The following is a 25,989-nucleotide window of genomic DNA, read 5'->3' as shown; positions in this document are numbered from 1 at the left end:
TCGATCGCCTTTAATTTACCAATTCTTAATTTTATCATGAATTTTATCTATAGTTCGATCGCCACGACATTCACCCTGACATTACCTGACTTCTCTACTTCGCTGGTAGCTGGGATTGCCAATTGTATTATTTGTTTCTGTTACTTTGCGATCGCCTCGCTAATCAGCTTAGGTTTGTGGCGAAACCGTCAATTCGGGTTCGACATCTTCGCCACAGTCACAGCATTCATATTTTGGAGCTGCGCTTTCGGCCACAGCGGCCACGCAGCCGAATACCTGGGATTGCCACACTCCCCGGTAATGCAAACTGTATCGGATTGGATAACTGTCATTCCGGCGATCGCCTTTTTGAGTCTGTCCAACCGCTACAGCTTATTAGTAGGTTCCACCCAAATTCTGCAAGCTAAAAAAGAAACAGAACAAGCCCTCAGCGAAACAACCCAGCGATTTCAGGCAATCTTCGACCAAGCTTTTCAACTGATCGCATTATTGAACCCAGACGGCACTCTGATCGAAGCAAATCAGACAGCATTACAATTGGGAGATTTGGAACCATCAGAAGTGCTGGGGCAAAAATTTTGGCACACACCTTGGTGGGCATCATCCCCAACCAACCAGCAGCGCCTCAAAACCAACATTAAACAAGTCTCGATCGGCAAGTTTGTGCGGGAAGAATACGAAATCACCGGAGCCAACAACCAGGTGACAGTAATTGACGTATCATTTAAGCCCCTGTTAAATGAAACAGGAGAAGTATTTCAAATCCTCGCCGAAGGTCGCGACATAACAGCGCGCAAACAGACAGAAGCCCAATTGCAGCATCTAACCGCAGAACTAGAGCAGCGAGTCAATGACAGAACCGAGCAGATTCAGCAAACCAACGCACTATTGCAACAGGAAGTTCGCGATCGCACCGCTGTTCAAGAGCAATTAAAAGCCTCTGAACAATTTTTAAACAACATCATCAACACCATCCCTGACCCGATTTATGTCAAAGACGAACAGCACCGCTGGCTAGCATTAAATGATGCTTTTTGTCAATACATCGGTCGCAGCAGATCGGAACTAATTGGCAAAGCTTACCGCGACTTCTTGCCCAAAGAACAAGCAGACATATATGAAGAAAAAAACCAATTAGTTTTCTTGGCAAACACCAGCAGCGAAACCCAAGAAACCATTACTGAACCGGACGGAAATACCCGTTTTCTGTCGGTCAAAAAATCTACCTTTGTAGATGCCGGCGGCAGCAAAGTCCTCGTTTGCGCCATTAGAGAAATCACCAACCGGGTGCGTATGGAAGAACAACTGCGGGAGACACTCGCCGAGGCTGAAAGCTCCCAAAACTTGCTGCGAACAGTTATTGACTCCACCCCAGACTTGATCTTCGTCAAAGATCGAAACTTCCGCTACAGCCTAGTCAACGCAGGTTTCGCCGCCGCCTTCGGCAAAACCCAAGCAGAAATGCTAGGCAAAGATGACCTAGAACTCAACGTACCCACAGAGCAAATATTCGGCAACTTCCATACCCAAACAGATCCTCAAAGACAAGTTAAAGGCTGGCGCGCTGATGACACAGCCGTACTCAACGGTCAGGTAGTCCATAACCCCAACGACATTGCCTCCTTAGCAGACGGCAAAGTACACATCTTCGACACCCAAAAATCGCCCCTCAAAGACGCAGAAGGCAAGATTCTAGGCGTTCTCGGCTTCTCGCGCGACATCACACAACGGCGCGAATCCGAACAAGAACTATTGCGGCTCAAAGCAATTTTAGAAACCACCACCGACTGGGTAGGCATGGCAGACTCCCAACAGCGCACCATCTATCTCAACCGCGCAGCCAGAGAAATGTTGAGAGTTGGCAAGGACTCAGGTTTAGCCGGAATTAGCATTTCTGACCTAACATCGCCCAAAAGTATGGACGCTCTGATGGAAGTTGGTATCCCCGCAGCTTGCCGGGACGGGGTGTGGAGCGGCGAGACAATTTGGCAGACTTTAGACGGCGAAGAAATACCGGTTTCCCAAGTAATTATTGCCCACAAATCCCAGAGCGGAGAAGTTGAATTTATGTCAACGATCGCCCGCAACATCACAGAACGCAAGCGCACGGAACAAGCCTTGCAGCAGAACTTGCAAATGCTCGACCTTGCCAGCGATGCTTTGATTGTTCGGGACATTGACGGCACGATTAATTATTGGAACCAAGGCGCCCAGAGAATGTACGGTTTCACGAAACAAGAAGCTTTGGGTCAACTCACCCACAATCTGTTTCACACCATCTTCCCCCAGCCTTTAGAAATAATATCGGCACAGTTAGCAGAGCGGGATTATTGGGAAGGAGAACTGATTCACACCACCAAATACCACACCAAAATTACCGTATTCAGCCGCTGGAATTTGCAGCGAGACGAACAGGGAAAACCTAAGGCAATTTTAGAAACTAACAATGACATTACAGGGCGCAAGCAAGCCGAAATCGAAAATCAAAGATTGAGATCGATCGTCGAAAGTAGCTCGGATTTTATCGGGATGGCAACAATGGAGGGAGAGCCATTTTACCTGAACCCCGCTGGCACGAAGCTAGTGGGACTCAACTCTCCAGAAGAACTCAAAACTAAGAATACGGGGGAATTCTTTTTTCCCGAAGACCTCCAGCAATTCACAGCAGAAATTATGCCGTGCGTCATGGAGACTGGCTCTTGGCGGGGCGAGTTTCGGTTGAAGCACTTTCGCACCGGCGATCGCATTCCCGTTGACTACAGCCTATTTACAGTCAAACACCCAGAAACAGGAGAGCCGATGGGGTTGGCAACAGTTACCCGCGACATCAGCGATCGCAAACGGGCAGAAGAAATGCTGCGCGATCGCGAAAGACTGTTCCGAGCCATTTTCGACCAATCGTTACAATTCATGGGGCTGCTAGAGCCAGACGGTACTGTTTTGGAAATCAACCAAACAGCCCTCCTTGCCGCTGAGGTGGGGATTGAAGAGGTAGTAGGCAAGCCGTTTTGGGAAACCCCGTGGTGGCAGATTTCCCCAGAAGTCAAGCAACAGGTACGAGAAGCTGTCGCCAAAGCCGCCGCCGGCGAGGTAGTTCGCTACGAAGCGGACTTGTTAGTTGTCGGCGGTGCAGTAGCAACCGTTGACTTCTCCCTCAAACCAATCAAAGACGAGAGCGGCAAAGTCGTGCTATTAATTCCAGAAGGCCGGGATCTGAGCGATCGCAAAGCCCTAGAACGAGAGCTTTCTTTGCGTCAAGCTCGCTTTGATGCCTTTTTCGCCGCAGCACCAGCGGGAATGTTCATCACCGACGACCAACTGCGGTTCATGCAGTTCAACGAAAAGCTTGCCGAACTTGGAGGTCAGCCTGCTTCAGCATACATCGGCAAAACCCTATGGGAAGCCGAACCGGAAATGGCACCGGTGCTCGGCCCGCTGTACCAGCAGGTTTTGAGTACCAACGAACCGATTTTAAATCTCGAAGTCGCCCACGCTACCACCGCCCACCCAGATGTGGTGCGGGATTGGCTGTCTTCTTACTTTCCTTTGCCGGGAGAGGACGGCAAACCCCTTGGTATCGGTGCTTTCGTTCTGGAAGTTACCGATCGCAAAAATTTAGAACGAGAATTAGTTTTGCGTCAATCCCGCTTTGACGCATTTTTCGCAGCGTCCCCAGCCTCAATGTTTATTTTTGACGACAAGTTGCGGTTCGTGCAAGTCAACGAAAGTTTGGCAGAAACTACAGGGCCCTCAGTTGCCGAGCACCTAGGCAAAACCGTCACAGAAGTGATACCGGAAATGGTCGATACTCTACAGCCGATTTTGCAGGGGGTTTTGGCAAACAACCAGCCGCTTTTAAATATTGAGGTTGCAGGTACAACCGTCAATCAACCGGGCGTAATCCGAGATTGGCTGGCTTCTTACTTTCCTTTGGCCGGAGAGGACGGGAAACCGATCGGTGTTGGCGGTGTGGCGATCGAAATTACCGATCGCAAAAAAGCCGAAGCAGAGCGCGATCGATTTTTCACCCTGTCCCTAGACTTGCTGTGCATAGCCGATTTTGAAGGCAACTTCAAGCGTCTCAATCCCGCTTGGGCAACAACCCTCGGCTACACAGTAGAAGAACTGCAAAACCAATCTTTTATCGATTTTGTCCATGCCGAAGACGTGGAAAAAACCTTGGCAGAAACGGCAAAAGTAGCCGGCGGTGCCGAAACAATATCTTTTGAAAATCGCTACCGCTGCAAAGACGGTTCCTACAAATGGCTCTCCTGGAAATCGCGACCGCTAATGGAAGAAAAGATCATGTATGCAGTTGCGCGCGACATTACCGAAAGCAAACAAACAATTACTCAACTGCAAGAAACAACAGCCCAATTAGCCCGTTCCGAAGAAGAGTTTAGAGGACAAAGCAATCTCTTGCAACTGCTAATTAACAGCATTAGCGACGGCGTGGTTGCTGCCGATGCCAATGGCAATTTTGTGTTGTTCAACCCCGCCGCTACAAATATGTTTGGCTCGGGTTCCACAGATACTCTCCCCAACGAGTGGTCGGCCAAATACGGTGTATTTTTGCCCGATACTGTCACTCCCTATCCCACAGCCGACATCCCTTTAGTACGCACGCTTCGAGGAGAATCCGTTGACGATGTAGATGTTTTCACCCGCCACGCAGCCCAGCCTGAGGGCCTGTGGGTCAAAATTAACGGCCGGCCGCTCAAAGACGAAACAGGAGCAATTAAAGGTGGTGTAGTCGTTTGCCGCAACGTCACCCAGGAAAAAGCATCGCAGCAGCAGATGCAGCAGTTGGCCGAGGCACAGGAACGCTTGCTGCAAGAACTCAAAACGCGGCAAAATGCCCTTGATGAAGCTGCGATCGTCAGCGAAACTGACCTCAAAGGCATAATTACCTACGTTAACGAAAGATTCACCCAAATATCCGGTTTCAGCATGGGAGAACTGCTGCACCGCGACCACCGCATTGTCAATTCTGGCTACCATCCCAAAGCATTTTTTTCCGAAATGTGGCTGACAATTTCTCGCGGTTTGGTGTGGAAAGGGGAAATCAAAAATCGGCGCAAAGATGGCTCGTTTTATTGGGTAGATTCCACGATCGCCCCTATCTTCGATACTAGCGGTACCATAGTCAAATATATCGCCATCCGCTTTGACATTACCGAGCGCAAAGAGGCAGAGGAAGGACTGGAAAAATTGGCCGCCGAACGCAAAGCCGAAGCTGATTCGATGACGCAGCAAGTTCTCAAACTGTTGGGAGAAATTAAAGGCGCAGCTCAAGGGGATTTGACAGTCAAGGCGGAAGTAACGAATGACGTTTTAGGTGCTGTCGCCGACTCTTTTAACTTTTTAATTGGTTCTCTGCGGAAGGTGGTAACGGGAATTCAAACTTTAGCAGAACAGGTAACATCTGCCACCGGCGAGTCAATTAACAATACCAGCGAACTCACTCAACAGGCGGAAGTTCAAGCAGAAAAAATATCTGCAATCATGCGGGAAATCGAGCGAATCGTGAATTCGATCCGCGACGTGCGAGATGTTTCGGTGCGCGCCGAAACCGTCGCCCAGCAGTCTTCTCACACCGCAGAAGTCGGCGGTATGGCGGTCGATCGCGCTGTCGAAGGCATTAACGAGCTCCGGTTGACGATCGCCTCTACCTCAAAAATGATGAAGCGTTTGGGCGAATCTTCGCAACAAATCGGCAAAATTGTTACTTCGATTTCTCAACTGGCTTCCCAAACCAACTTGTTAGCCCTGAATGCTACGATTGAAGCAGCCAGAGCCGGCGAACAAGGTTTAGGTTTTGCGGTTGTCGCCGAAGAGGTGCGGAAGTTGGCAGAGCGATCGGCCGGCGCGACTGAGGAAATCTCGGAAATTGTCGGTACAATTCAAGAAGAAATCAGCCGCGTGATGAAGGCAATGGAATCGGGGACGCTGGAGGTAGTGGAAGGTACTAAACTAGCCAGCGAAGCTAAAACTCACCTGAATGCCATCATCGAAGTCAGTCGAGAAATGAATGCTTTGGTGCAGAATATTACTCGCGCTTCGGCTAAACAAACTGTTTCGGCTGAGGAAATTTCTAACAGTATGCAGCAAGTCAATGAGATTGCTAATACAACTGCCCAAAAAGGTTCGGATGTCAAAGCATCGCTTGATGATTTATCTGGTTCTGTCAGCAAATTGCAAAAGTCTGTGGCGAATTTTAGGAGTTAGTTATTAGTCAAAGGTTTGTAGTGAGGACTTTAGTCTTTTCTTAGATGCGGACTAAAGTCCTCACTACAAACCAATCTTATTATGGTTGACGAGCAAGTTAAAATTGTCCTTTCTTAGATGCGGACTAAAGTCCTCACTACAAACCAATCTTATTATGGTTGACGAGCAAGTTAAAATTGTCCTTTCTTAGATGCGGACTAAAGTCCTCACTACAAGCCAATCTTATTATGGTTGACGAGCAAGTTAAAATTGTCCTTTCTTAGATGCGGACTAAAGTCCTCACTACAAACCAATCTTATTATGGTTGACGAGCAAGTTAAAATTGTCCTTTCTTAGATGCGGACTAAAGTCCTCACTACAAACCAATCTTATTATGGTTGACGAGCAAGTTAAAATTGTCGGTATAGATCACATTACTGCCAAGCCTGGGAATAAATATATATTTCAAGGGGAAGAGGAAGAAGTATGATTAACTGGGATTATCGAGTATTTTTGGAGGATGCTGGCTACACAATTCGCACGGTGTATTATGACGATATGGGTACGATCGCAGCCTGCGCCGAAAAAGAAACCGCACCTTTTGGAGAATTAGTCGAAGAACTTCAAGAAGAATTAAACTTATTTCTCGCTGCTCTAAAAAAGCCAATAATTTCCGCTTCCGATGTGCCGCTTCCAAGCGATCGCCCGAAAGCAAAAAGAGGAAAATCATTGCAAGCAGTCCGGCAACAGCTTGGATTGCGATCGCCAATAACGAAAGAAAGTTCGTTCAGTTCAAAGGATTAATAAAAAACCGAGGTTATCGGTAATAGTTCAAAACTACTGGGTGCCGATATTCATATTTATACCAACTGCCATATCGGGCGCGGACATAAATAACCTGATGAATAGAGCCGATATCCGTTAAGCATAAATGGTTGGATTCCCGTACTGTCAACTGTCAACTGTCAACTGTCAACTGTCAACTGTCCACTGTCAACTGTCCACTGCTATATATGAATGATGATGATTTAAACGAATTAATAGATGCTTTTACCGCAGAAACCCAAGAGTTTCTCCAGTCAATGGAGACTCACCTGCTGGCGATGGAAGGCGCAGATTTGAAACAGCGACAAGCGGCTGTTAAAGAAATGTTTCGGGCCGCTCACTCGATTAAAGGTGCGGGTTCAATGTTGGGCTTTCAAGACGTGTCGGCGGCGGCTCACACGCTGGAGGACTGTTTTGTCATTTTGCGCGATCGCACGGACTTGTCGGCCCTGGAACCGGTCACTATAACTGTTTTGCTGCAAGGGGTGGATACTCTCAAAAAGATTGCGATCGAAGCGATCGGGCACTCGGATGTCAGCACTCCCGATCAAACCGAAAACCTGGAGGCGATCGCCCAAATTCACGCCCAGTTCGAGGCAAAGTACGGCAAGCCGGGGCCGCCACCAGTCCCCGCAGCCAGTCGATCGGCAGCCCCGGAAACCCTGAAACTGATTTTTGAACACGAATTGCCGCCAATCTTCAATCGCCTAGAAACCGAACTTTCCCAAGCTTCCGAGGCAGATTTAGCACAAAGCGTCACCGCCCTCAACCAGGTTTATTACCAACTTTCCGGCTTGGCTGGAATGCTGCAATTGCCGGATTTTGGGAAAGTCGCTGAACCCCTCAGAGATTTGATCGACTCTCCAGATTTGACTTTACAGCGGTTGCAGTCCGAGGGTTGGGCGATCGCCCAAAATTTGCAAACCGCACGAGGGCAACTATTGGAAGGAAGGGCGATCCTCTTCGAGGGCTGCGCTAACGAACTCCCCCAAATCTCCCCCCCACCCCCAAACCACCAGCAAGAACCGACAGCATCGGAGGAATTGGAGGAATTGGAGGAATTGGAGAAACCAGCACTCAAAACTCAAGGCGGGCACGGGGACACCGCCCCTAAAATACTCAAAACTCAGGGCGGGCACGCACCATCCACCGCCCCTACTCAATCTTCAGTCCCCAACCCGCAGCGACCAACAATCCGCGTAGACTTAGAACGCCTGACAGAATTGGTGAATCTAGTCGGGGAATTAGTCATCAACCGTACAAATTTGGAACTTCAAGAATCCGAATTGCGCGGCGAAGTCAAGCGAATTCGCCGCAGTATCGTAGATTTAAATCAATTCGGCGGCCAGTTGCGAGAAGAATACGACAGACTGAGTTTTGCAGACTGGAAAGGGGGAAACGGCAATTCGGGATTAGGAAAACTTGCAGGATCTGAAACAGAATTTCCACTGATTGCTAACGGCAAATCCTCGATCGACCACAATCACTTCGATATCTTAGAGATGGATCGTTATACAGAGTTCCACTCGACAGCCGCAGAAGTCATCGAAACCACCGAAGCAATTTCTCAATCCGCCACCAAATTAGACACCTTAGCAATGAAATTCGAGCGCAGTACCGACCAACTGCGCCGCATCACCGAACAACTTCGCAGCCGCGTCATGCAGTTGCGAGTCGTGAGTTTCAGTCGCGCCGTAGACCACTTACCGAGGGCGCTTCGGGATATGTGCCTCACCTACGATAAAGATGTCAACCTCTTGTTAGTAGGAAGAGATACCAAAATTGACGAAAGTTTGCTCGACGCTTTGCGCGACCCCTTGGTACATTTAGTCAGAAACGCTTTTGACCACGGCATCGAAATGCCCGAAGTTCGGCAAGCAATTGGCAAACCCGCCAGCGGTCAAATTGAAATAGAAGCCCGCCACCAAGGCGGCCAAACTATTATTACAATCGCCGACGACGGCAAAGGCATTGACCCGGAAATCATTCGCCGCAAAATAGTTAAAAAGGGTTTAGCGACGGAAGAACAAGCCCAAGACTTTTCCATTGCCGAACTCTATGATTTTCTATTTTGGCCTGGTTTTAGCACTGCTGAGGAAGTGAGCGACCTTTCCGGGCGGGGAGTCGGACTCGACGTGGTGCGAACAAATTTGCGGACTGTGCGAGGGACTGTGAAGGTGGATTCTCGCCTGGGAAAAGGTACGAGTTTTATCATCAAACTGCCATTGTTGCTGTCAATTACTGAGGCTTTGATGGTAAAGACCGATCGCAATAAAATAGCAGTACCGCTAGATGCAGTCGAGGAAATTCTGCATATTAAAGCTTCGGAAGTTCACACCGCCGGCAATCAGCCGATGCTGTGGTGGCGGGATGAATTTATTCGTTTGGTACGGCTGCAAGATTTGCTCGAATACAGCGTCGTCGGGCCCGATGGCCCCTCTCCAGACCCTTTGACTCAAGATCACATTCCCGTCTTGGTTTTGGCTTCTTGCGAAGGAATGCTGGCCGTGGCCGTGGAACGCCTGATCGGCCAGCAGGAAATTGTAGTTAAACCTTTGCCACCACCTCTATCCAAGCCTCGCGGGGTTTTGGGGAGTACGATTTTGGGGGACGGTAAAGTTGTAACTATTTTGGATGTGGATGATTTGGTGGGTCAACCTTTATCCAATAGTTCGATCGCCCCTGTGTCTGGTAAAGTGCCACAAGTGGCGCCAACTTCGAGTCAGTCGCCCCAGATTTTAGTAGTAGACGATTCCTATACAATTCGGCAGTTGTTGTCTCTGATGCTGACTCGCGCCCGCTACCGCGTAGTTCAGGCTAAAGACGGCTTAGATGCGCTGGAAAAGCTGCAAAATGGTCTTGATTGCAGTTTGGCGATTGTCGATATTGAAATGCCCCGGATGGATGGATTTGAATTATTGCGCTCTATGCGATCGACCCAGCGGTTTGCTAAGATTCCCGTAGCCATGCTGACATCCCGCAGCGGCGAAAAACACCGACAAATGGCAATGGAATTAGGCGCCAATCAATATTTCACGAAACCTTATAGCGAATCTCAACTTTTAGAAGCAATACCAAAATTAATCAAACATTAAACAATCCAAACTGCATTTTCTTCTTACTCTTCCTTCGCGTTCTTAGCGCCTTCGCGGTTCATTAATCTTCAATCCAAAATCGAATGACTCACGCCAATTACAATCGCCGCTTTCGCAGTAAGAAACAAGGCACTTCCAGAACTGCTCCTCGAAAACTTGTTTCCTTTGAACTTGGAAATGTTAATTATGCGGTTCCTATAGAAAAAGTGCAGCGCGTTGTCAAAGACTTTAATCCTTACGGTTTTTTAGATAGCGGTCAAAGTTTAGTGCGGCACCAAGAAGAACTAATTACCCTGATTAATTTATCTAAAATATTTCCCAGCAGTCGGAGTATTGCTGACTGCAACTACCTGATTGTTTGCAGCTTAAATAAAAGCGATCGCTTGGGAATTCCCATTCCTGAGATGCCGAAAATCTTGGAAATTGGTGAAGAAAGTTTCTCCGAAATTCCAGAATTGTACCGCCAACAGCAACTGCCTCCGGTAATAGAAAAGTTGATTCGCGCGCCTGACGGTTCCGAAGTTTTTTATCTAAATTTGGATCTATTTAGCCAACCTAATATCTAGCAATTTTCAGTCATCATCCAAACGAGGAAGCCCAAAATTTGCTCAACCGGAAGCAGAGAATAATCAGTAAGATCGATAGATACGCATTGCTCTTCTAGTTTAAGAAACCGCCAAACTGTACCGCTAGTTACGGTTCCGTAAATAGTCGATATCGGCTGTTGCTTTTGTTGGTTAAAACGTTGAGCGGCAACCATTTCTGCAAGGCATTGCCCCAAACCTGGTTTAAGGTCTTCTTTCTTGGCTTCCACCAAGACAACCGCAGGGGCTTTAATAAATAGTTGTTCCGGGGAACGACTTAGGAGAAAGTCCACATAGCCTGTGAGTTCAGCCTCCGGTTCTACATTGAATTCTTCGCCGGAAAAAACGCTAATCTGCCCTTGAAGCTGCCGTTTGACTTCCAGCAACACAGGATTGATAATCCCCTCAGAACGAGCTTTTTCACTGCTGACTGCGATCGCCCAGGGAATCGTTTCTTTAAGAGTATCCCGAAGTAAAGGACTAGGAGTGACTGGGGCAATTTCTGGTAAGAAACGCGCGCCTTCAATAATAGTAAGATTGAAATCCTCTACAGCTTTACTGAGTGTGAATTTACTGTAAGGCATAGGTTGATTATTTGCGATCGCATATCGTAAAACTTTTGGCTGAAATCAGGAATGTTTTATTTTTGGCTTAATATGCTTGATTGAGTGTACCATCTTTACATAGAATTTGCTGTAAATGTTATTCTGGCAAGCAACAAGTTATTTATTTATGAAAAAAATCACAATATTGTCGATCGCCCTGCTAATTTTTGCCGCCACTCTAGAATATCCGAAGGTGGGGCTGCAATATCGGGCGATCGGGCAAACACCAACGCCCCAACCACAAACACCTCAACCATCAATAATCCAACCACAAATACCCCAACCACCGACAACTCAACCACCGACAACTCAACCACCAACACCCCAAGCACCAACACCCCAACCAAAAGCAGAAGATCCCAAAAAGCTCGGTTACGTCTCCCCAGAATTTGCCGAAAGGTTCTCCCAGCAACAAATTGACCAAATCAACGCCAACGTCGAAACACTGTTGCTAACCCAAAGCTGCGTCCGTTGCGACCTCCGAGCTATAAAATTAGTTAACATACGCTTAAAAAATGCGATCGTCACAGGAGCAGATTTCTCAGACGCCAGCCTCAGCGGTAGCACCTTCGAGATCTCAGATTTTGTCAACACCAATATGGCCCGCACAGACTTAAGCGGAGCCCAGTTAATCGGAGCGAGAATCAGCAACACCAACCTCCGAAAAGCCAACTTGACAGGAACCAATCTAGACGGTGCAGACTTGCGATTTTCCGACCTCAGAGACGCAAATCTGTCCAATGCGAACCTCCGAAATGCTAATATAGATGGCGCTAGTATCGATCGAGCCAGCATGGCCGGCACCACAATGCCCGACGGTCGGAAAAATTAATAACATCAAATCCAGCTTGAATATCCCCTTCATTCTTGAGTCCGCGTAGGCGGACTTCGTTTGTGTAGTTGCGGTTTCAACCGCCGAGTCTTATTGATTCGACATCAAACAGCCAAAAACCGCTGAATCACCTCATCACTCAACTCGCTAGTGCTTCCAGAAGCCACAATTCCCCCTTTCTGCATAGCATAATACCAATCAGCTTGCCGCACAAAATGCAAATGCTGCTCCACCAACAAAACCGAAATTCCCCTAGTAGCAACCACGCGGCGCACCGCAGCCTCAATGTCTAAAATAATAGACGGTTGAATCCCCTCCGTCGGTTCATCCAAAACCAGCAACTTCGGCTCACCCATCAAAGCCCTAGCAATCGCCAACTGCTGCTGCTGTCCCCCGCTCAAATCGCCCCCCATGCGATCGAGCATAGTCTTCAAAACCGGAAACAAATCAAAAATCTCATCAGGAACTTCAGGATTTTTGGTCAGAGTTGGTTTCGCTTCCAAACCTAGTAATAGATTTTCTTTCACAGTCAAACGCGGAATAATTTCGCGCCCTTGAGGCACGTAACCAATCCCCAATTTAGCCCGCTGGTGAGTCAACTTAGAGACAATAGATTGTCCGCCAAAATTAATTGTGCCGCTGCGAGGTTGCAGCAAGCCCATTAAGGTTTTTAGCATAGTAGTTTTGCCAACACCATTGCGGCCGATCAAGCAAACCATTTGCCCCGCATTGACACTTAAATCGACACCGCGCAAAATGTGACTTTCGCCATAGTAAACATTCAAATCAGAAACTTGCAGCATATGATTAATAATTGGTAATTGGTAATTGGTAATTGATAATTTGTATCGTGTCCGTTGAATTACCGCGCTCAAATTTTGTCGCCAGGGCGGGTTTATGTAGATTGTCCGTGAGAATGAAAGATTGTTGGTAAACCCGCCCTTACAAATCTTGTGGTTAATTTACAGAACATGATATGACAACTGTCAACTGTCAACTGTCAACTGTCAACTATCTTCCGGTTTTCCCAAATATACCTCAATTACGCGATCGTCATTTTGCACCTCATCCATCGTTCCCTCGCACAAAACAGCACCCTGATGCAACACCGTCACCTGCCGCGCAATTTGCCGCACAAACTCCATATCATGTTCAATTACCAACACCGAATGACTTTCTGCCAGCGAAATCAGCAACTCTCCAGTTAACACAGTTTCCTCATCAGTCAAACCCGCCACAGGCTCATCCACCAACAACAAATCAGGAGATTGCGCCACCAACATCCCAATTTCCAACCACTGCTTTTCCCCGTGAGAAAGCAAACCAGCCAAAACATCAGCCTTAGCAACCAAACCAATAGTTTCTAACAAACCCGCCACCGTGCGCTTTTCAGCAGCAGGAGCAGGCTTAAACAGAGTTGGAAATACATTTTTATTGCCGTTGCAAGATAGCTCCAAATTTTCGCGCGGCGTTAAATTCAAGTAAACTCGCGGCGTTTGAAACTTGCGGCCAATACCCAGACGCGCAATCTGATACTCCGACAATTGGCGCAAATTTTTCCCCTTAAATATCACTCGCCCTTCCGTCGGCTGCACCTTCCCAGTAATCGAATCGAGAAAAGTTGTTTTCCCCGCACCGTTAGGGCCAATGATAACTCGGAGTTCCCCCGCATCCATGCTGAAATTTAAACCGTTGATGGCTTTGAAACCATCAAAACTAACAGTCAAATTTTCTATCTCTAATACTTTTCCCTTCATAACTTTAATTCCGCAATATACAACTGATTTTTCTTGATTTTCCTTAATTGTAGTTGTAGGGTGCGTCAGTCAACAGTCTTTGGAAAAGGCGAAATATCTGCGGGCTGACGCACCTTGCTTAATATCATGTCCGGTCGATTGACCGCAATAAGTAATGTTCGTAGTGCGGACTTCAGTCCGCATTATGCGGACTGAAGTCCGCACTACAAACTTTGATTGTTATGATAACTGACCGGACATGATATAACTGGTTATCCTGATTTTAACGTCCTAGGTGCGTCAGCCAACAGTATTTAGAACAACCCAAAAATCTGCGGGCTGACGCACCCTACATCAGCACTAGCCGCGATTGCTCATAAAGTCAAGCGAAATACTGTTAGAAGTGCTCGTTACAGGAGCTGGATTTGCAGCCATAATCCGCTCAGCCAACTTCGAGAGCGGCAAACTTTGCAAATACACTTTACCCGGCCCCGTTAGCTTCACCAAAAACAAGCCTTCGCCACCAAATAAAGCATTTTTAAAGCCGCCCACAAACTGAATATCGTAATCTACAGTCGGCGCAAAAGCGACCAAACAACCAGTGTCCGCCCGCAACACTTCGCCAACTCCCAAATTTTTCTCAACTATTGTTCCTCCCGCATGAACAAAAGCTAACCCGTTACCCTGTAATTTTTGCAGAATAAAGCCTTCTCCGCCAAAGAAACCGGCACCCAGCCGCTTGGTGAAAGCTACCTCAATTTCAATCCCGTTGGCGGCACAGAGAAATGAGTCTTTTTGACACAAAAATTTACCGCCAAGTTTGCCTAAATCGAGGGGAATAACTTTACCCGGATAGGGGGCGGCAAAAGCGACGCGGGCCTTGCGATTTCCGGCGTTGACAAAGGTGGTAATGAAAAAACCCGCTCCTGTCAGCATCCGCTTGAAACCTTGAAATAGGCCACCACCTGTGGATGTTTGCATTTGGATGTCGCCTTCCATGTATGTCATGGTTCCTGCTTCGGCCCTGACGCCTTCTTTGGGGTCGAGCTCAATCTCGATGAGTTGCAAATCGTCGCCGTAGATTTTGTAGTCAATAATATCTGCCATACGTTTCCCCTCAAATTTAAAAAAACGAAGCTGGTTGCTACTGATATCTAAGCAGGTGGACATATATATTGCATCTGGGGAGCGAGTCATGTTAACGAAGCGAGCCGCTCCGAAAGCTGGTCTCAAGTCTATGGCGATTGCTTCGTTTCTCTCTTCCGGGTGACATTTATTTATATCCGCCTACTTATATATACACGATATTTTTGCAATCAATGTTCAAGTTCTTCTTTTTCGTGCTGTACTTCGGGGTCTTGTTCCAGGCTGGGGTAAGTAGATACGTACTTCGGTTTTCTGAACAAGCGGCGAATTGGCTCAAAATCATGATATTGCACCCATCCGACTAACCCGTCTGGCAAGACTGTGACTACTATTAAAAATAGCGCGCCTTGGAAAAATAGCCATACTTCGGGGAATTGTTCGCTCAAGAAACTTTTGCCAAAGTTGACTAGCAGCGCTCCCAATATTGCTCCTGATAATGTGGCGCGACCTCCTACTGCTACCCAAATTACCATTTCGATGGAAAATGCTATATCCATTGCCTTTGGCGAAATAATTCCCGTTTGTACGGTGAATAATGCGCCTGCAATCCCCGCCAAGCCTGCGGAAATTGCAAATACTAAAACTTTGTATCCTGTGGGATTGTAGCCGGAGAAACGCAGGCGCACTTCGTCGTCGCGAATTGCTAATAGCAAGCGCCCGAAACGCCCGCTTGTCAGCCAGCGGCAGAGGGCGTAAGTTGCTGCTAGAAATAGTACGGTGAGAATGTAGAAAATATATTGAGTATCTCTGCCGTTTACTGTGGCTCCAAACAGGGTTTTAAAGTCGGTGAGTCCGTTGGTGCCGTTAATCAGTTTTTGCTGGCCGTTAAAAAAGTTGAAAAATACAATTGTGGCTGCTTGGGTGAGAATTGAAAAGTAAACGCCTCGAATGCGATTGCGGAATACTAAGTAACCTAAAAGTCCGCCCAAGATGGCGGGGATGATGAATATTGCGAGGACTGAGAAGGGAAATGAATAGAATGGTTGCCAAAACCAGGGGAGTTCAGTGACACCGTAGAGGTTCATGAATTCGGGTAGTTGACTGCTGGCGTTTGGGGGGAATTGCAGTTTTAGGTGCATGGCGAAGGCGTAGCCACCGATCGCAAAAAATACGCCGTGTCCCAGACTGAGCAAACCTGTATATCCCCAAATTAAGTCTATACCGAGAGCTACAATCGCTAGTGCTAAAAATCGTCCCAATTGGTTGAGACGAGCGTCAGCAAGTATTCCTGGGACGATCGCGATCGCAATTAGGGCGATCGCCCCTACAATTGCTGCTTCTTTGAACAGAGCCGTTTTTTCTGTATTCTTCATTTTTTTGCCGCTCAAAGCTGTAGTTTTTAATTCTCAACAGTGCGCCCTTTTTGCGGAAAAATTCCTCCCGGCCGCACTTGCAGAAAAGCCATAATTAAGGCGAATACCATCACTTTTGCCATGCTGGTGGTGGCGAAAAATGTGAAGAAATCAGCTAAGGGCTTGACAGGAGCAAACATTAATGCAAGTGTTCCCGATCCGATGAGATAATTTGCAGTGCCGATCGCCATTGCAGCAACTATACTGCCCATAATCTTGCCCACACCGCCCACAACCACCACCATAAAGGTATCGACTATATAATTTTGTCCGGTATTTGACCCTACAGAACCAATCAAACTAATCGCGCACCCAGCGACACCAGCCAATCCCGAACCCAAAGCAAAAGTCAGCGCATCTACTTGTTCGGTAGGTATTCCCAAACAAGCACTCATGCTGCGATTTTGCGTCACAGCACGAATCCGCAATCCCCACACAGACTTTTGCAAAAATAGGTAAATTCCCACCAAACAAATGCCTGTCAGCGCAATAATAAAAAGTCGGGCGTAGGGTAACTGAAAAGTTCCCAGCGGGATGCCGCCGCGCAGCCATCCGGGCGCAGTCACATCAACGTTTTGAGCGCCAAACCAAGGTTTAGTTACTGCGAGTTGGTAAGTTTGTGCTAAAAATGCGCTCGCCGCCCACGAAATCCCGAGAGACAGAGGCAAAATTATGGCGATAAATGTGCTGCGAGTGCGATCGAAATCGGGGCGCCGCTTGAGCACCTGCAAACCGCCAAAAAATAGCAAACAGAATACTGCAATTCCCGTTACCAGCACCCAACTGACGCTGCGGACAAACTGCTGTAAAATCAAACTTACACCCCAAGTTGCCAGCAGAGTTTCTAGCGGCCGCCCGTAGAGATAGCGAATCACTCCTCGTTCGAGAATTAATCCTACTAATGCCGCCACTAAAAAAGCGAGGGGAATTGCAAATAAAATATAAGTTTCAAAGGCAAATTCTCCCATACCTTTGAAGACATTCTGCACTACAAAAGTTGTATAAGCGCCCAACATCATCAACTCGCCGTGAGCCATATTAATCACGCCCATCAGCCCAAAAATAATCGCTAATCCCAGCGCTGCAATTAGCAAAACAGCGCCGATGCTTATGCCATTAAATAAACCATCCAATATCGCCACTTGTTTTCCTCTTACTTTTTAGGTACAATAAATATTTTTTGTAGAGGTGGGTTTTATTTCATTCGTCTCAACTTAGAAGTGACATACTCCTACACTGACGCTCGTACAGTTAGCGTGTAGGCTTCTCACCAAATCCAGCTATTGCTTCGGATACTCGATGAGCTTTAAGAACGGAATGCCCTACCGCTCTGTTTTTGATATTTATTGCCGCATTAAGATCGCGGTCAAGACTACATCCACAATGCGGACAGTCGTGCCATCTGTCATGCAGTTTTTTAGGTACTTTCTCGCCACAATTGGAACAATCTTGACTGGTGCCAGATGCTTTAACTGGGACAACCAATAAACCAGCATTTTCGGCTTGGTTTTTTAGTATCGACAGAAAGCTTGACCATCCGGCATCAAGGACAGATTTTGCCAACCATGTACGTGCAAGTCCTTTGAAATTCAAATCTTCAACCGCGACAACATCATATTTTTTCAACAAGTTGTTAGCTGTTTTGAAATGAAAATCTTTGCGTTTATCGGCAACCTTTTTATGTCGCTTGCCTAACTGTTTCACCGCTTTTAATCTTCGATTGCTTCCTTTTTTCCGACGGGAAACACGTTTTTGAATAACTTTTAAACGTTTTTGAGACTTACGGTAATGCTGAGGTATGGCAACAGTTTCACCCTCAGAAGTTGTCAAAAACTCCTTTAAGCCAACATCAATACCAGTTATTAACTCTGGATTGAAATCGGGTTTAATTGTTGGAACTGTCGCATCTTCCAGGCTGAGAGTTAAATAGTAACCGTCAGCCTTTTTTGTAATAGACGCTGTTTTGATTTTAAAACCATTCGGAACGGGACGATGCAAAATAACTTTAACTTTTCCCAACATCGGAAGATTGATTAAGTTGCCTTGCAAGCATCCATCCTTCATCTGAGGATAAGTAAAAGTTCTGTAACGATCGCGAGACTTAAACCTCGGTTTACCGCTACGCTTCCCGTTACTGTCACCTTTCAAAAATCTGTCAAAAGTTACCTTGACTCTCTTGACAGTATCCTGTAGAACTTGTGAGTAAATTTCGCTATACCAAGGATGAGTTTTCTTCAGCTCGGGCAGTGTTTTCTTTTGACTGTAGTAATCGGGATTGTCCCGTAATTCTGGAAGGTTACAAAGCAGAGGACAGGCGTTGACAGGGCAACGATTTTGTTCGTACCAGTTAAATCTATCTGCCAACAAATAGTTATATTGAGCGCAAAGCATAGACAACCATCTATCTAATTCTATTGCTTGTTGCTTATTTGGGCGTAATTTATACTGGTATGCTGTCCTCATTTATTTCTACCTCCTATTGCTACTATGTTACCATAATTGTGTAACTCTTGATTCGCTACAAATACCCAAGATTGGCAATTCGTCATCGACCGACATCGCTGATTGAACTGCGTTCAATATTGCTCGTCGGTCAATTCCTCATTGCCTCGCATTCATCCCACACTAACCTGAGTACAAGTATAATGGGGATGAATGCTGTGCCAGCTAAAACCCGTATAATAGCGCTGCTGGCGAAGTCTCGATCGCCCTAGATTGCCTGCGGGAGGGAGACTTTGAAACAAAGATCTTGTCCCCCCCCCTCCCTGATGGGAGGTTAGGGGCGATCGAAGATCTGTTGCCAACATTAATTAATAAAATTGGTCTTGGCTACTTATGGTGTCTTGAATTTGCCACCTTTTGCGGGGTCAGACCAATCGCAGGAAAAACCTTTGGTTTCAGCGACAAACTGATTCCAAGGAATCGGCTTCACGGCTTCTGGCGTAGCAAAAGTGATGTTAAACAAACCATCTTCTCTCACTTCGCCCAACCGCACAAATTTAGAAAGGTGATGGTTAACTTCCAGGGTTACTTTGCCACCCGGGGCGTCAAAAGTTTGACCCAAAGCTGCTGCCCGCACTTTTTCCAAATCGTCTGGTGTTCCTGCTTTTTCGACGGCTTGCTTCCACAGGTAAACCATGATGTAAGCTGCTTCCATCGGGTCGTTAGTCACTCTGTCTTTGCCGTATTTTGCCTTGAAAGCTTCCACAAATTTTTTATTTGCCGGAGATTCCACAGTCATGAAGTAATTCCAGGCGGCGTAATGGCCTTTGAGATATTCTACGCCGATCGCCTTTACTTCTTCTTCTGCTATACTGACTGACATTGACGGATATTTGTCCGGGCCCAAACCTGCGCCCTGCAACTGTTTGAAGAATGCGACGTTGCTGTCGCCGTTGAGGGAATTGAAAATGACTCCACCCTCGGGCAAAGCTGCCTTGATTTTAGTAATAATTGGCGTGACTTCTGTACCGCCCAAAGGTATGTAATCTTCGCCAACTAATTCGCCACCTTTGGCTGCTAGCTGTGCTTTGATAATAGTGTTTGCTGTGCGGGGAAAAACGTAGTCCGACCCGACTAAGAAGAATTTTTTGCCTTTATTTTCTAGCAGCCAGTCAACTGCTGGTTCGATTTGCTGGTTCGGCGCAGCCCCGGTATAAAAAATATTCTTGGAACACTCTTGACCCTCGTATTGTACGGGATACCAGAGCATATGATTTTTTTCTTCAAATACTGGTAACACTGCTTTGCGGCTGGCGGATGTCCAGCAGCCAAAGACGGTGACAACTTTGTCTTGATCGATCAATTTTTTAGCTTTTTCGGCAAAAGTCGGCCAGTCTGAGTTGCCGTCTTCTACTATTGCTTGGATTTGTTTTCCGAGGACGCCGCCAGCTTTATTGATTTCTTCTATTGCTAATTGTTCGGCCTCCACAACGCTTTTTTCGCTGATTGACATTGTGCCGCTCAAGGAATGCAAAATTCCTACTTTGATCGTGTTCCCACTGCTGGCTGCTGGTGTTGCTGGTGTAGTTCCTGCTGCTGTGGGAGAAGCGGCTGGGGTTGCGGTTGGAGTGGGAGTTCTACAAGCTTTTAGAAATAAACTTGATGTGAGGGTAGCAGAACTGTATAAGAGAAATTTCCGCCGATCGAATCGCTTTGTCATTTTTTCTAGTTACTCCTGAATAGCTCTGTCAGATGATTGAGAATAATAACACATAGCGACTTGATATTAAGACTCGCTTTAGAAGACTGTTGTACTTTTAGATACAAAACTTATTATTGATTGACAAAATCTTGATTTTGTGTGGATTGATAGTAATACCAATTTTTTATGAGGCTGCATAGAATCTGATCCCCCCTAACCCCCCTTAATAAGGGGGGGACAAGATTCTTCTCAAAGTCCCCCTTCTTAAGGGGGATGCGAGGGGGATCGAGATATATGCAACGACCCATTAAATTGGTATAACTGCGCTAAAAATGAGGTTTACTAACGTATATACGTCTTTTCAGCAATCTGTCTAAAGTTGGAAACCCGGTGGTTTTTGTAGACAAAGACGTTATTGATGTTATGAGACGTGGCAGCAATCGGGTAATGGCAAACTCATAGCCAAATATCAAAGCAGATGCACATCGCGCTTTCTACAAATATAGCAACAGCCAGAGCGGTTGACAGCCAACAGCGACATCTACCTAGACACAAGAAAGAGGATTCGAGTAATGAATCGTCTTCTTTGGTCAACATTCCACTGATATATGGAGAATAGCGGACTCGAACCGCTGGCCTCTGCGGTGCGATCGCAGCGCTCTACCAACTGAGCTAATTCCCCTGATTGACTTTTAATTTAGCATTTTAAATGCCCGATTGCCGAATCTCAAAGCCTTACAGGTCGCATTTGTATTGACTTTGGCAGACAGTCAACTACGTTAGCACGTAACTGCTAAAAACGTCAAGTGTTTTATGCTGTTGGTGGAGTGGGGGCGATCGAGCAAAGTTGGGCTATTCTGTCCAATTCTAAATCCGCAAAATAGTCCACCGTCCAATTAGCTTGGCGTTGGATCATGTGAAACGGGTAAGTGTGAGTCACTCCCGCTACCTGAATCCCCGCTTTTTTTGCCGCTTCTATCCCTGCAAAAGTATCTTCTAATGCCAAACACTCGATCGCTTGCAAGTTAAATCCGGGATATTTCTGGTTGAGAAGTTCCACCGCCAACAGATAACCGTCGGGTGCTGGTTTGCTCGCGATCGAGTCGTCGCCTGCGACAATTAATTCAAAGTTTGCAGCCAAACCCGATCGATCTAACACTAATTCTATATCCGATCGCATTGCCGCGCTAACTACCGCCATTTTTAGTCCGGAAACCCGAATTTTGTCAATAAATTCTGCCACATCTGAATAAATGGGCAATTTTTCCAAACTATTGATTGCTTCCTGATAAGCTTGGGCCTTGCGAAGTAGCAAGCGATCGAGGTATGTTTCTGTCAGATATCGTCCCCGGCGCTTCAGCAGTTCGGTAATACAAGTGCGATCGCTCTTTCCCAAGCACACTTCCCGAAACTCCCCACGTTTGAGTTGGAGATTTTCGTCGAGCATTAGTCGATCGATTATTTTCTCGTGAATCGACTCGTCATTAATAATAACGCCATTAAAATCAAATAAAACTGCTTTTAGAGTCATTAGTCATTAGTTATTAGTTATTGGTTATTGGTTATTGGTTATTGGTTATTGATTCTTGGTTATTGATTCTTGGTTATTGGTTATTGGTTATTGGTTATTGGTTATTGGTTATTGGTTATTGGTAATCGGAACACCAACTATCAACTGTCAACTGTCAACCGTCAACTGTCAACTGTCAACTGTCAACTGTCAACTGATTAACGCTGTCAACTGCCAACTGTCAACTGTCAACTGTCAACTGTTAATACATCAAGCTGGTGCTGGAATTCCCGGTAAATCACCATCCAAATCAGGAACCAAATCGATCGGATTCCAAACCTTCGCCGCCCGCACCGGTTCCAAATCTTCCCCAGGAAGAGGTTTCACACCCTGCGTTACCTGATGCACCCACCAGTAATCCTGAGTTTGCACCGCCGCGAATCCAGCAGCCCCCGCCCAAGCATCAATACTACCAGTTGCATAAGACTTAATATAAGGCTCTTCAAAGATATCAGTCAGCCACTCTGTCTGCCGCAAAGTTTTTTGGTTTCCGTCCAAAATTGCCACTTGTCCCCCAACCTTCAGCAATCGGAAACTTTCTCGTAAAATTGCCCGCGATACCGCAGGTGGCGTCTCGTGAAACAGCAAGGAAGCTGCAACTAAATCAAAGCTGGCGTCAGCAAAAGCCACGCTTTCGGCATTTCCGTGCAACCACTCAATATTTAAGCCGGCTTTTTGCGATTTCATTTCGGCGACTACCAGCATATATGGTGACAAATCCAGGCCGACAACTTCCGCTTCGGGAAAGGCTTGTTTGAGCATCAGCGTGGTTGAGCCAGTGCCGCATCCCAAATCGATGATTCGGCGCGGCTTCACCCGCACACCGTCTATTAAGCCTTGTCTGACGACTGTTTCGTGGGGAAGCAAAACGTATTGCGTAATTGGATCGTAGGAAACCGCTGCACTGGGGTTGAGGTAGCCGCCTTCGATGCCGTGAAAGTTTTGGCTGTAATATTCGGGATAAACTAGGTTAGGTTGTCGGTGGCGATCGCCCGCTGCTTCCCAGTCGATACCTTCGTAGAGTCGTTTCAGTGCTTGTTCGTCGATCGCCAGTCGTATCAGAGGCGACAAAAAGCGTTCAAAAATTGTATCCTTGCCAACAGCCATAAAACTCCTTGCACAACAACTATTTTAATTTTAGCCAAAGCCAGCCAACTTAGCATTCACTAAATTTACTTTGCCAGAAAGAATTGGTTGAAAGCCTCTCCCTTGGGCGTAGAAATTAAAATCAGACTATTCATTATTCCAATCCTCTTCCTTGTAGGTAGAGGTCGCTCTTAAACTGTCAACTGTCAACTGTCAACTGTCAACTGTTGAACTGCGTTGCAGTCATCCGTGGCGTTCCTTCCCTCTTCCTGCTTGCCTCTTGATACCCCTCCGCGATCGGAATTTTTATCAAAAACTCCGTCCCCCCGCCCTTAGGCTGAGCAATCTTGATACTGCCGCCATGTCCGTCCACTACAATTTTGTAGCTAATTGCCAATCCCAAACCAGTGCCTTGCCCGACTGGTTTTGTAGTAAAAAATGGGTTAAAAATTTGGTCTTGAATGCTTTCGGGAATGCCAGGGCCGTTGTCGGCAATCGTCACCTTCAGAAATTTACCGCCATTTTGTCGAACTACTCCCGTGGAAATAGTAATGATTTTATCCAGGCGCTCGATCTCGTTCAAAGCATCCATCGCATTGCTCAGCAAGTTCATAAACACCTGATTTAGCTGAGACGGATAGCACTCGACTGAAGGCACTTTTCCGTATCTCTTGACTATATAAATCCCATTCTTGATCCGGTTGGAGAGCAGCAGCAAGGTATTTTCGATACCTTCGTGAATGTCCGCCAGTTTTTTGTCAGATTCATCGAGGCGAGAAAAGTTTCGCAAAGAAAGAACTATGGTGCGAATGCGTTCGGTTCCTATTTTCATAGAATTCAACATATGCGGCAAATCTTCCTCAATAAAATCTAACTCGATTGCTTCGGCAAACTCTTCGATTTCCGGAGTCACTTCTGGGAATGTTTGTTTGTACAAACTCACCAAATCTAACAAATCTTTAGTATATTTGGTGGTGTGAGGCAAATTAGCCGAAATGAAGTTAACCGGGTTGTTGATTTCGTGAGCTATCCCGGCCACCATTTGACCCAGGGATGACATTTTCTCGCTCTGCACTAAATGAGTTTGTGTTTTTTTGAGTTCATCTAAGGCACTATTGAGCAGTTTTACTTGGTCTTGGGTTTGACTGTAAAGGTGAGATTGATTGATGGCGATTGCCAGTTGGTCTGCCACAGCTTTTAACAATTGGATTTCCTCCCCGCTCCAAAACCAATGGGTAGCATGACTGCAAATTAAATAACCCTGCCGCTCGTTGTGAGTCTGGACATGGACGGCTAAATAGCTATTAGCTTTAAGTTCGATCGGTTGACTTGCACTCTGGAACCCAGTGTCGCTAGACAGAAGAATTGGCTCGCATTTATCGCTGCGGACTGACGAATTTTCCGAAAAGTAAGGATCGAACTCGATCGCTTCTTTGGGACACTCAAATTCGCATGATTCCCACAGAATTTGTAAGGTTTTATTTTGCGGTTCGTGCCAACCAAAAGCCGCCCGTTCTAGGTGCAATAAATTAACTATTTCTTCCACTGTACTTTGCACAATTATGTCTAGTTCTAGGGAATCTTGAATGCGTCCGGCAATGCGGTTTAGCATGGCTTCTCGCTCCGCTTGAACGCGATTGTTTTCGGAGGAGTAAATTAGCCAAATTGCTGCTAGCATTGCCGGGACGAGCAGTCCGCCGACGACGGATGTCAGCAAATTTAATGCTTGGAGTTGGGATTCAATATTTTCGCGGGGAATTACTAGAGCCATTGACCAGTTAACTTCGCTGAGGGAAGCATAGGCTACATACACCCATTTGTCATCTATTTTTACGAGTTCGATATTCGTCTGATGGCTGGTCATATTGCGCGCAATTGCCGCTAATCCTGGGTCTTGTGATTTTAAAAAAGTTGGGGCTGGCAGGTCGATAGTTCCGATTAATTTATTGTTGGGATGAATAATTGGCACTCCTGCTGAATTAAGCACAAAAGCATAGCTGTCAGAACCGTACTGCAAGCTGTTAGCTACAGAGGCTACTCGGTCTACTTTAATGCTGCCTGCAAGAACTCCAATTACTTTGTTTGGAGTGGGAGGCAATTCCCAAAGTGGAGCTGCAATGATGATTGTTGAAAGCTTGCTGCTGCGTCCGATTAGCGGGTCGGAAACGTTGACCTTTCCGTTCATTGCCTTTTGAAAGTGTTGGCGGTCTTTGGTGTTGGTGTTAGTGCCTAAAGTGTTCTGCACCGATCCATCGGCTTGAACTAATGACAATAAGAAATACTCTTTTAACCTGTAGGTTTCTCCTTGCAAAATTGGTTCAACTAATTTCCAATCGAGAGTGCGAACAGTAGGAGAGTAAGCAATGGTTTCTATTTCTGCTTTGCGACTGCTGAGCCACTTATCGATTTCTTCACTGCCTTTTTCTAATTTTAATAGTGCTATTGCCTTTAAATTGTCGAGGATTAGTCCGCGCACTACGAAATAGCTAATGCAAGCAGTGGTGCTAATAGTTAAAGCCGTGCTGCCCAGTATTAGTAGTGTCAGCAAATGGCGGCGCTGCCGTCTGTGCTGCCAAAGACTGTGCGCTTGCTGCCACCGCAATTGAGCAGAATTACTTATTTTTTGCCACAAGCGGCGCAGCTTTTTTGTTTGATGGGGCGGCTGCACAGACACAGTTCGGGCTTGATTTGCTGGGTTTTGCATCATCAAATGTTCTCGTCGAGAGTCTAATAGATCAAACGGCATTTGTTATTCGTAATCCGGCAGAATTAATATTAGATAAATAGTGAGGGTTTGAGTCCTGATT

At 46.4% G+C, this 25,989-nt stretch carries 17 protein-coding genes and 1 tRNA gene; 5 read left to right on the top strand and 13 right to left on the bottom strand.

Annotated elements, in window-relative coordinates:
• The first annotated feature begins 36 nt into the window (after nucleotides 1-36).
• The 4 genes from QZW82_RS00630 to QZW82_RS00615 all read left to right on the top strand — a co-directional run bounded on the left by QZW82_RS00630 (nucleotide 37) and on the right by QZW82_RS00615 (nucleotide 10,693).
• Nucleotides 37-6,228 (top strand): PAS domain S-box protein, encoded by a 6,192-nt coding sequence (locus QZW82_RS00630; RefSeq protein ID WP_293142852.1) that lies wholly within the window; start codon nucleotides 37-39, stop codon nucleotides 6,226-6,228.
• Between the two features lie 465 nt (nucleotides 6,229-6,693).
• Nucleotides 6,694-7,011, top strand: a complete 318-nt coding sequence (locus QZW82_RS00625) for a hypothetical protein (RefSeq protein ID WP_293142849.1) — start codon at nucleotides 6,694-6,696, stop codon at nucleotides 7,009-7,011.
• 131 nt (nucleotides 7,012-7,142) lie between these two features.
• Complete coding sequence (locus QZW82_RS00620; RefSeq protein WP_293142846.1) at nucleotides 7,143-10,127, top strand: hybrid sensor histidine kinase/response regulator; 2,985 nt, start codon at nucleotides 7,143-7,145, stop codon at nucleotides 10,125-10,127.
• An 83-nt stretch (nucleotides 10,128-10,210) separates the two neighbouring features.
• Entirely contained in the window at nucleotides 10,211-10,693 is a 483-nt protein-coding gene (locus tag QZW82_RS00615; RefSeq protein WP_293142843.1) for a chemotaxis protein CheW, read from the top strand.
• On the opposite strand, the gene QZW82_RS00610 is transcribed toward QZW82_RS00615, so the two are convergent.
• Nucleotides 10,690-11,295, bottom strand: coding sequence for a hypothetical protein (locus QZW82_RS00610; protein ID WP_293142840.1), 606 nt, complete (start codon nucleotides 11,293-11,295; stop codon nucleotides 10,690-10,692). The genes QZW82_RS00615 and QZW82_RS00610 overlap by 4 nt on opposite strands.
• 148 nt (nucleotides 11,296-11,443) lie before the next feature.
• On the opposite strand from QZW82_RS00610, the gene QZW82_RS00605 reads away from it, so the two are divergent.
• Nucleotides 11,444-12,148 carry a pentapeptide repeat-containing protein gene (locus tag QZW82_RS00605; RefSeq protein ID WP_293142837.1) on the top strand — a complete coding sequence of 235 codons (705 nt, stop codon included), beginning with the start codon at nucleotides 11,444-11,446 and terminating at the stop codon, nucleotides 12,146-12,148.
• A 104-nt stretch (nucleotides 12,149-12,252) separates the two neighbouring features.
• Here QZW82_RS00605 and urtE read toward each other — a convergent pair whose 3' ends face one another.
• From urtE to QZW82_RS00545, 12 genes are all read right to left on the bottom strand, one after another.
• Nucleotides 12,253-12,951 (bottom strand): urea ABC transporter ATP-binding subunit UrtE, encoded by a 699-nt coding sequence (urtE, locus tag QZW82_RS00600; protein WP_293142834.1) that lies wholly within the window; start codon nucleotides 12,949-12,951, stop codon nucleotides 12,253-12,255.
• Between the two features lie 204 nt (nucleotides 12,952-13,155).
• A complete protein-coding gene (urtD, locus tag QZW82_RS00595; protein WP_293142831.1) occupies nucleotides 13,156-13,905 on the bottom strand; it encodes an urea ABC transporter ATP-binding protein UrtD in 750 nt (249 codons plus the stop codon).
• A 339-nt stretch (nucleotides 13,906-14,244) separates the two neighbouring features.
• Complete coding sequence (locus QZW82_RS00590) at nucleotides 14,245-14,991, bottom strand: TIGR00266 family protein (protein WP_293142828.1); 747 nt, start codon at nucleotides 14,989-14,991, stop codon at nucleotides 14,245-14,247.
• 209 nt (nucleotides 14,992-15,200) lie between these two features.
• Nucleotides 15,201-16,343 (bottom strand): urea ABC transporter permease subunit UrtC, encoded by a 1,143-nt coding sequence (gene urtC / locus QZW82_RS00585; protein ID WP_293142825.1) that lies wholly within the window; start codon nucleotides 16,341-16,343, stop codon nucleotides 15,201-15,203.
• Nucleotides 16,344-16,369: 26 nt separating this feature from the next.
• On the bottom strand, nucleotides 16,370-17,524 hold the full coding sequence (locus QZW82_RS00580; RefSeq protein ID WP_293142822.1) for a branched-chain amino acid ABC transporter permease: 1,155 nt from the start codon (nucleotides 17,522-17,524) through the stop codon (nucleotides 16,370-16,372).
• Nucleotides 17,525-17,633: 109 nt separating this feature from the next.
• A complete protein-coding gene (locus QZW82_RS00575; protein WP_293142819.1) occupies nucleotides 17,634-18,845 on the bottom strand; it encodes a transposase in 1,212 nt (403 codons plus the stop codon).
• Between the two features lie 152 nt (nucleotides 18,846-18,997).
• Nucleotides 18,998-19,126, bottom strand: coding sequence for a hypothetical protein (locus QZW82_RS00570; protein ID WP_293142816.1), 129 nt, complete (start codon nucleotides 19,124-19,126; stop codon nucleotides 18,998-19,000).
• An 89-nt stretch (nucleotides 19,127-19,215) separates the two neighbouring features.
• Nucleotides 19,216-20,544 carry an urea ABC transporter substrate-binding protein gene (urtA, locus tag QZW82_RS00565; RefSeq protein ID WP_293142813.1) on the bottom strand — a complete coding sequence of 443 codons (1,329 nt, stop codon included), beginning with the start codon at nucleotides 20,542-20,544 and terminating at the stop codon, nucleotides 19,216-19,218.
• A gap of 591 nt (nucleotides 20,545-21,135) precedes the next feature.
• Nucleotides 21,136-21,208, bottom strand: a tRNA-Ala gene (locus tag QZW82_RS00560).
• Between the two features lie 129 nt (nucleotides 21,209-21,337).
• Complete coding sequence (locus QZW82_RS00555; RefSeq protein ID WP_293142810.1) at nucleotides 21,338-22,057, bottom strand: HAD family phosphatase; 720 nt, start codon at nucleotides 22,055-22,057, stop codon at nucleotides 21,338-21,340.
• 249 nt (nucleotides 22,058-22,306) lie between these two features.
• Nucleotides 22,307-23,203: a class I SAM-dependent methyltransferase gene (locus QZW82_RS00550; protein ID WP_293142807.1), complete on the bottom strand. Its 897-nt coding sequence runs from the start codon at nucleotides 23,201-23,203 to the stop codon at nucleotides 22,307-22,309.
• Nucleotides 23,204-23,402: 199 nt separating this feature from the next.
• Nucleotides 23,403-25,889: an ATP-binding protein gene (locus QZW82_RS00545; protein WP_293142804.1), complete on the bottom strand. Its 2,487-nt coding sequence runs from the start codon at nucleotides 25,887-25,889 to the stop codon at nucleotides 23,403-23,405.
• Nucleotides 25,890-25,989: the final 100 nt, after the last annotated feature.

The sequence above is a fragment of the Microcoleus sp. bin48.metabat.b7b8b9.023 genome, from assembly GCF_013299185.1.
GTDB lineage: Bacteria > Cyanobacteriota > Cyanobacteriia > Cyanobacteriales > Microcoleaceae > Microcoleus.
This window is presented reverse-complemented; position numbering and strand designations above follow the sequence as displayed.

What these genes read in the sequence shown, in the direction of transcription:
- QZW82_RS00590 (WP_293142828.1), bottom strand. Translation starts at nt 14,991, where the DNA reads ATGGCAGATATTATTGACTACAAAATCTACGGCGACGATTTGCAACTC.
- QZW82_RS00630 (WP_293142852.1), top strand. Translation starts at nt 37, where the DNA reads ATGAATTTTATCTATAGTTCGATCGCCACGACATTCACCCTGACATTA.
- QZW82_RS00550 (WP_293142807.1), bottom strand. Translation starts at nt 23,203, where the DNA reads ATGGCTGTTGGCAAGGATACAATTTTTGAACGCTTTTTGTCGCCTCTG.
- QZW82_RS00555 (WP_293142810.1), bottom strand. Translation starts at nt 22,057, where the DNA reads ATGACTCTAAAAGCAGTTTTATTTGATTTTAATGGCGTTATTATTAAT.
- urtC (WP_293142825.1), bottom strand. Translation starts at nt 16,343, where the DNA reads ATGAAGAATACAGAAAAAACGGCTCTGTTCAAAGAAGCAGCAATTGTA.
- QZW82_RS00545 (WP_293142804.1), bottom strand. Translation starts at nt 25,889, where the DNA reads ATGATGCAAAACCCAGCAAATCAAGCCCGAACTGTGTCTGTGCAGCCG.
- urtE (WP_293142834.1), bottom strand. Translation starts at nt 12,951, where the DNA reads ATGCTGCAAGTTTCTGATTTGAATGTTTACTATGGCGAAAGTCACATT.
- QZW82_RS00615 (WP_293142843.1), top strand. Translation starts at nt 10,211, where the DNA reads ATGACTCACGCCAATTACAATCGCCGCTTTCGCAGTAAGAAACAAGGC.
- QZW82_RS00610 (WP_293142840.1), bottom strand. Translation starts at nt 11,295, where the DNA reads ATGCCTTACAGTAAATTCACACTCAGTAAAGCTGTAGAGGATTTCAAT.
- QZW82_RS00625 (WP_293142849.1), top strand. Translation starts at nt 6,694, where the DNA reads ATGATTAACTGGGATTATCGAGTATTTTTGGAGGATGCTGGCTACACA.
- urtA (WP_293142813.1), bottom strand. Translation starts at nt 20,544, where the DNA reads ATGACAAAGCGATTCGATCGGCGGAAATTTCTCTTATACAGTTCTGCT.
- QZW82_RS00605 (WP_293142837.1), top strand. Translation starts at nt 11,444, where the DNA reads ATGAAAAAAATCACAATATTGTCGATCGCCCTGCTAATTTTTGCCGCC.
- QZW82_RS00575 (WP_293142819.1), bottom strand. Translation starts at nt 18,845, where the DNA reads ATGAGGACAGCATACCAGTATAAATTACGCCCAAATAAGCAACAAGCA.
- urtD (WP_293142831.1), bottom strand. Translation starts at nt 13,905, where the DNA reads ATGAAGGGAAAAGTATTAGAGATAGAAAATTTGACTGTTAGTTTTGAT.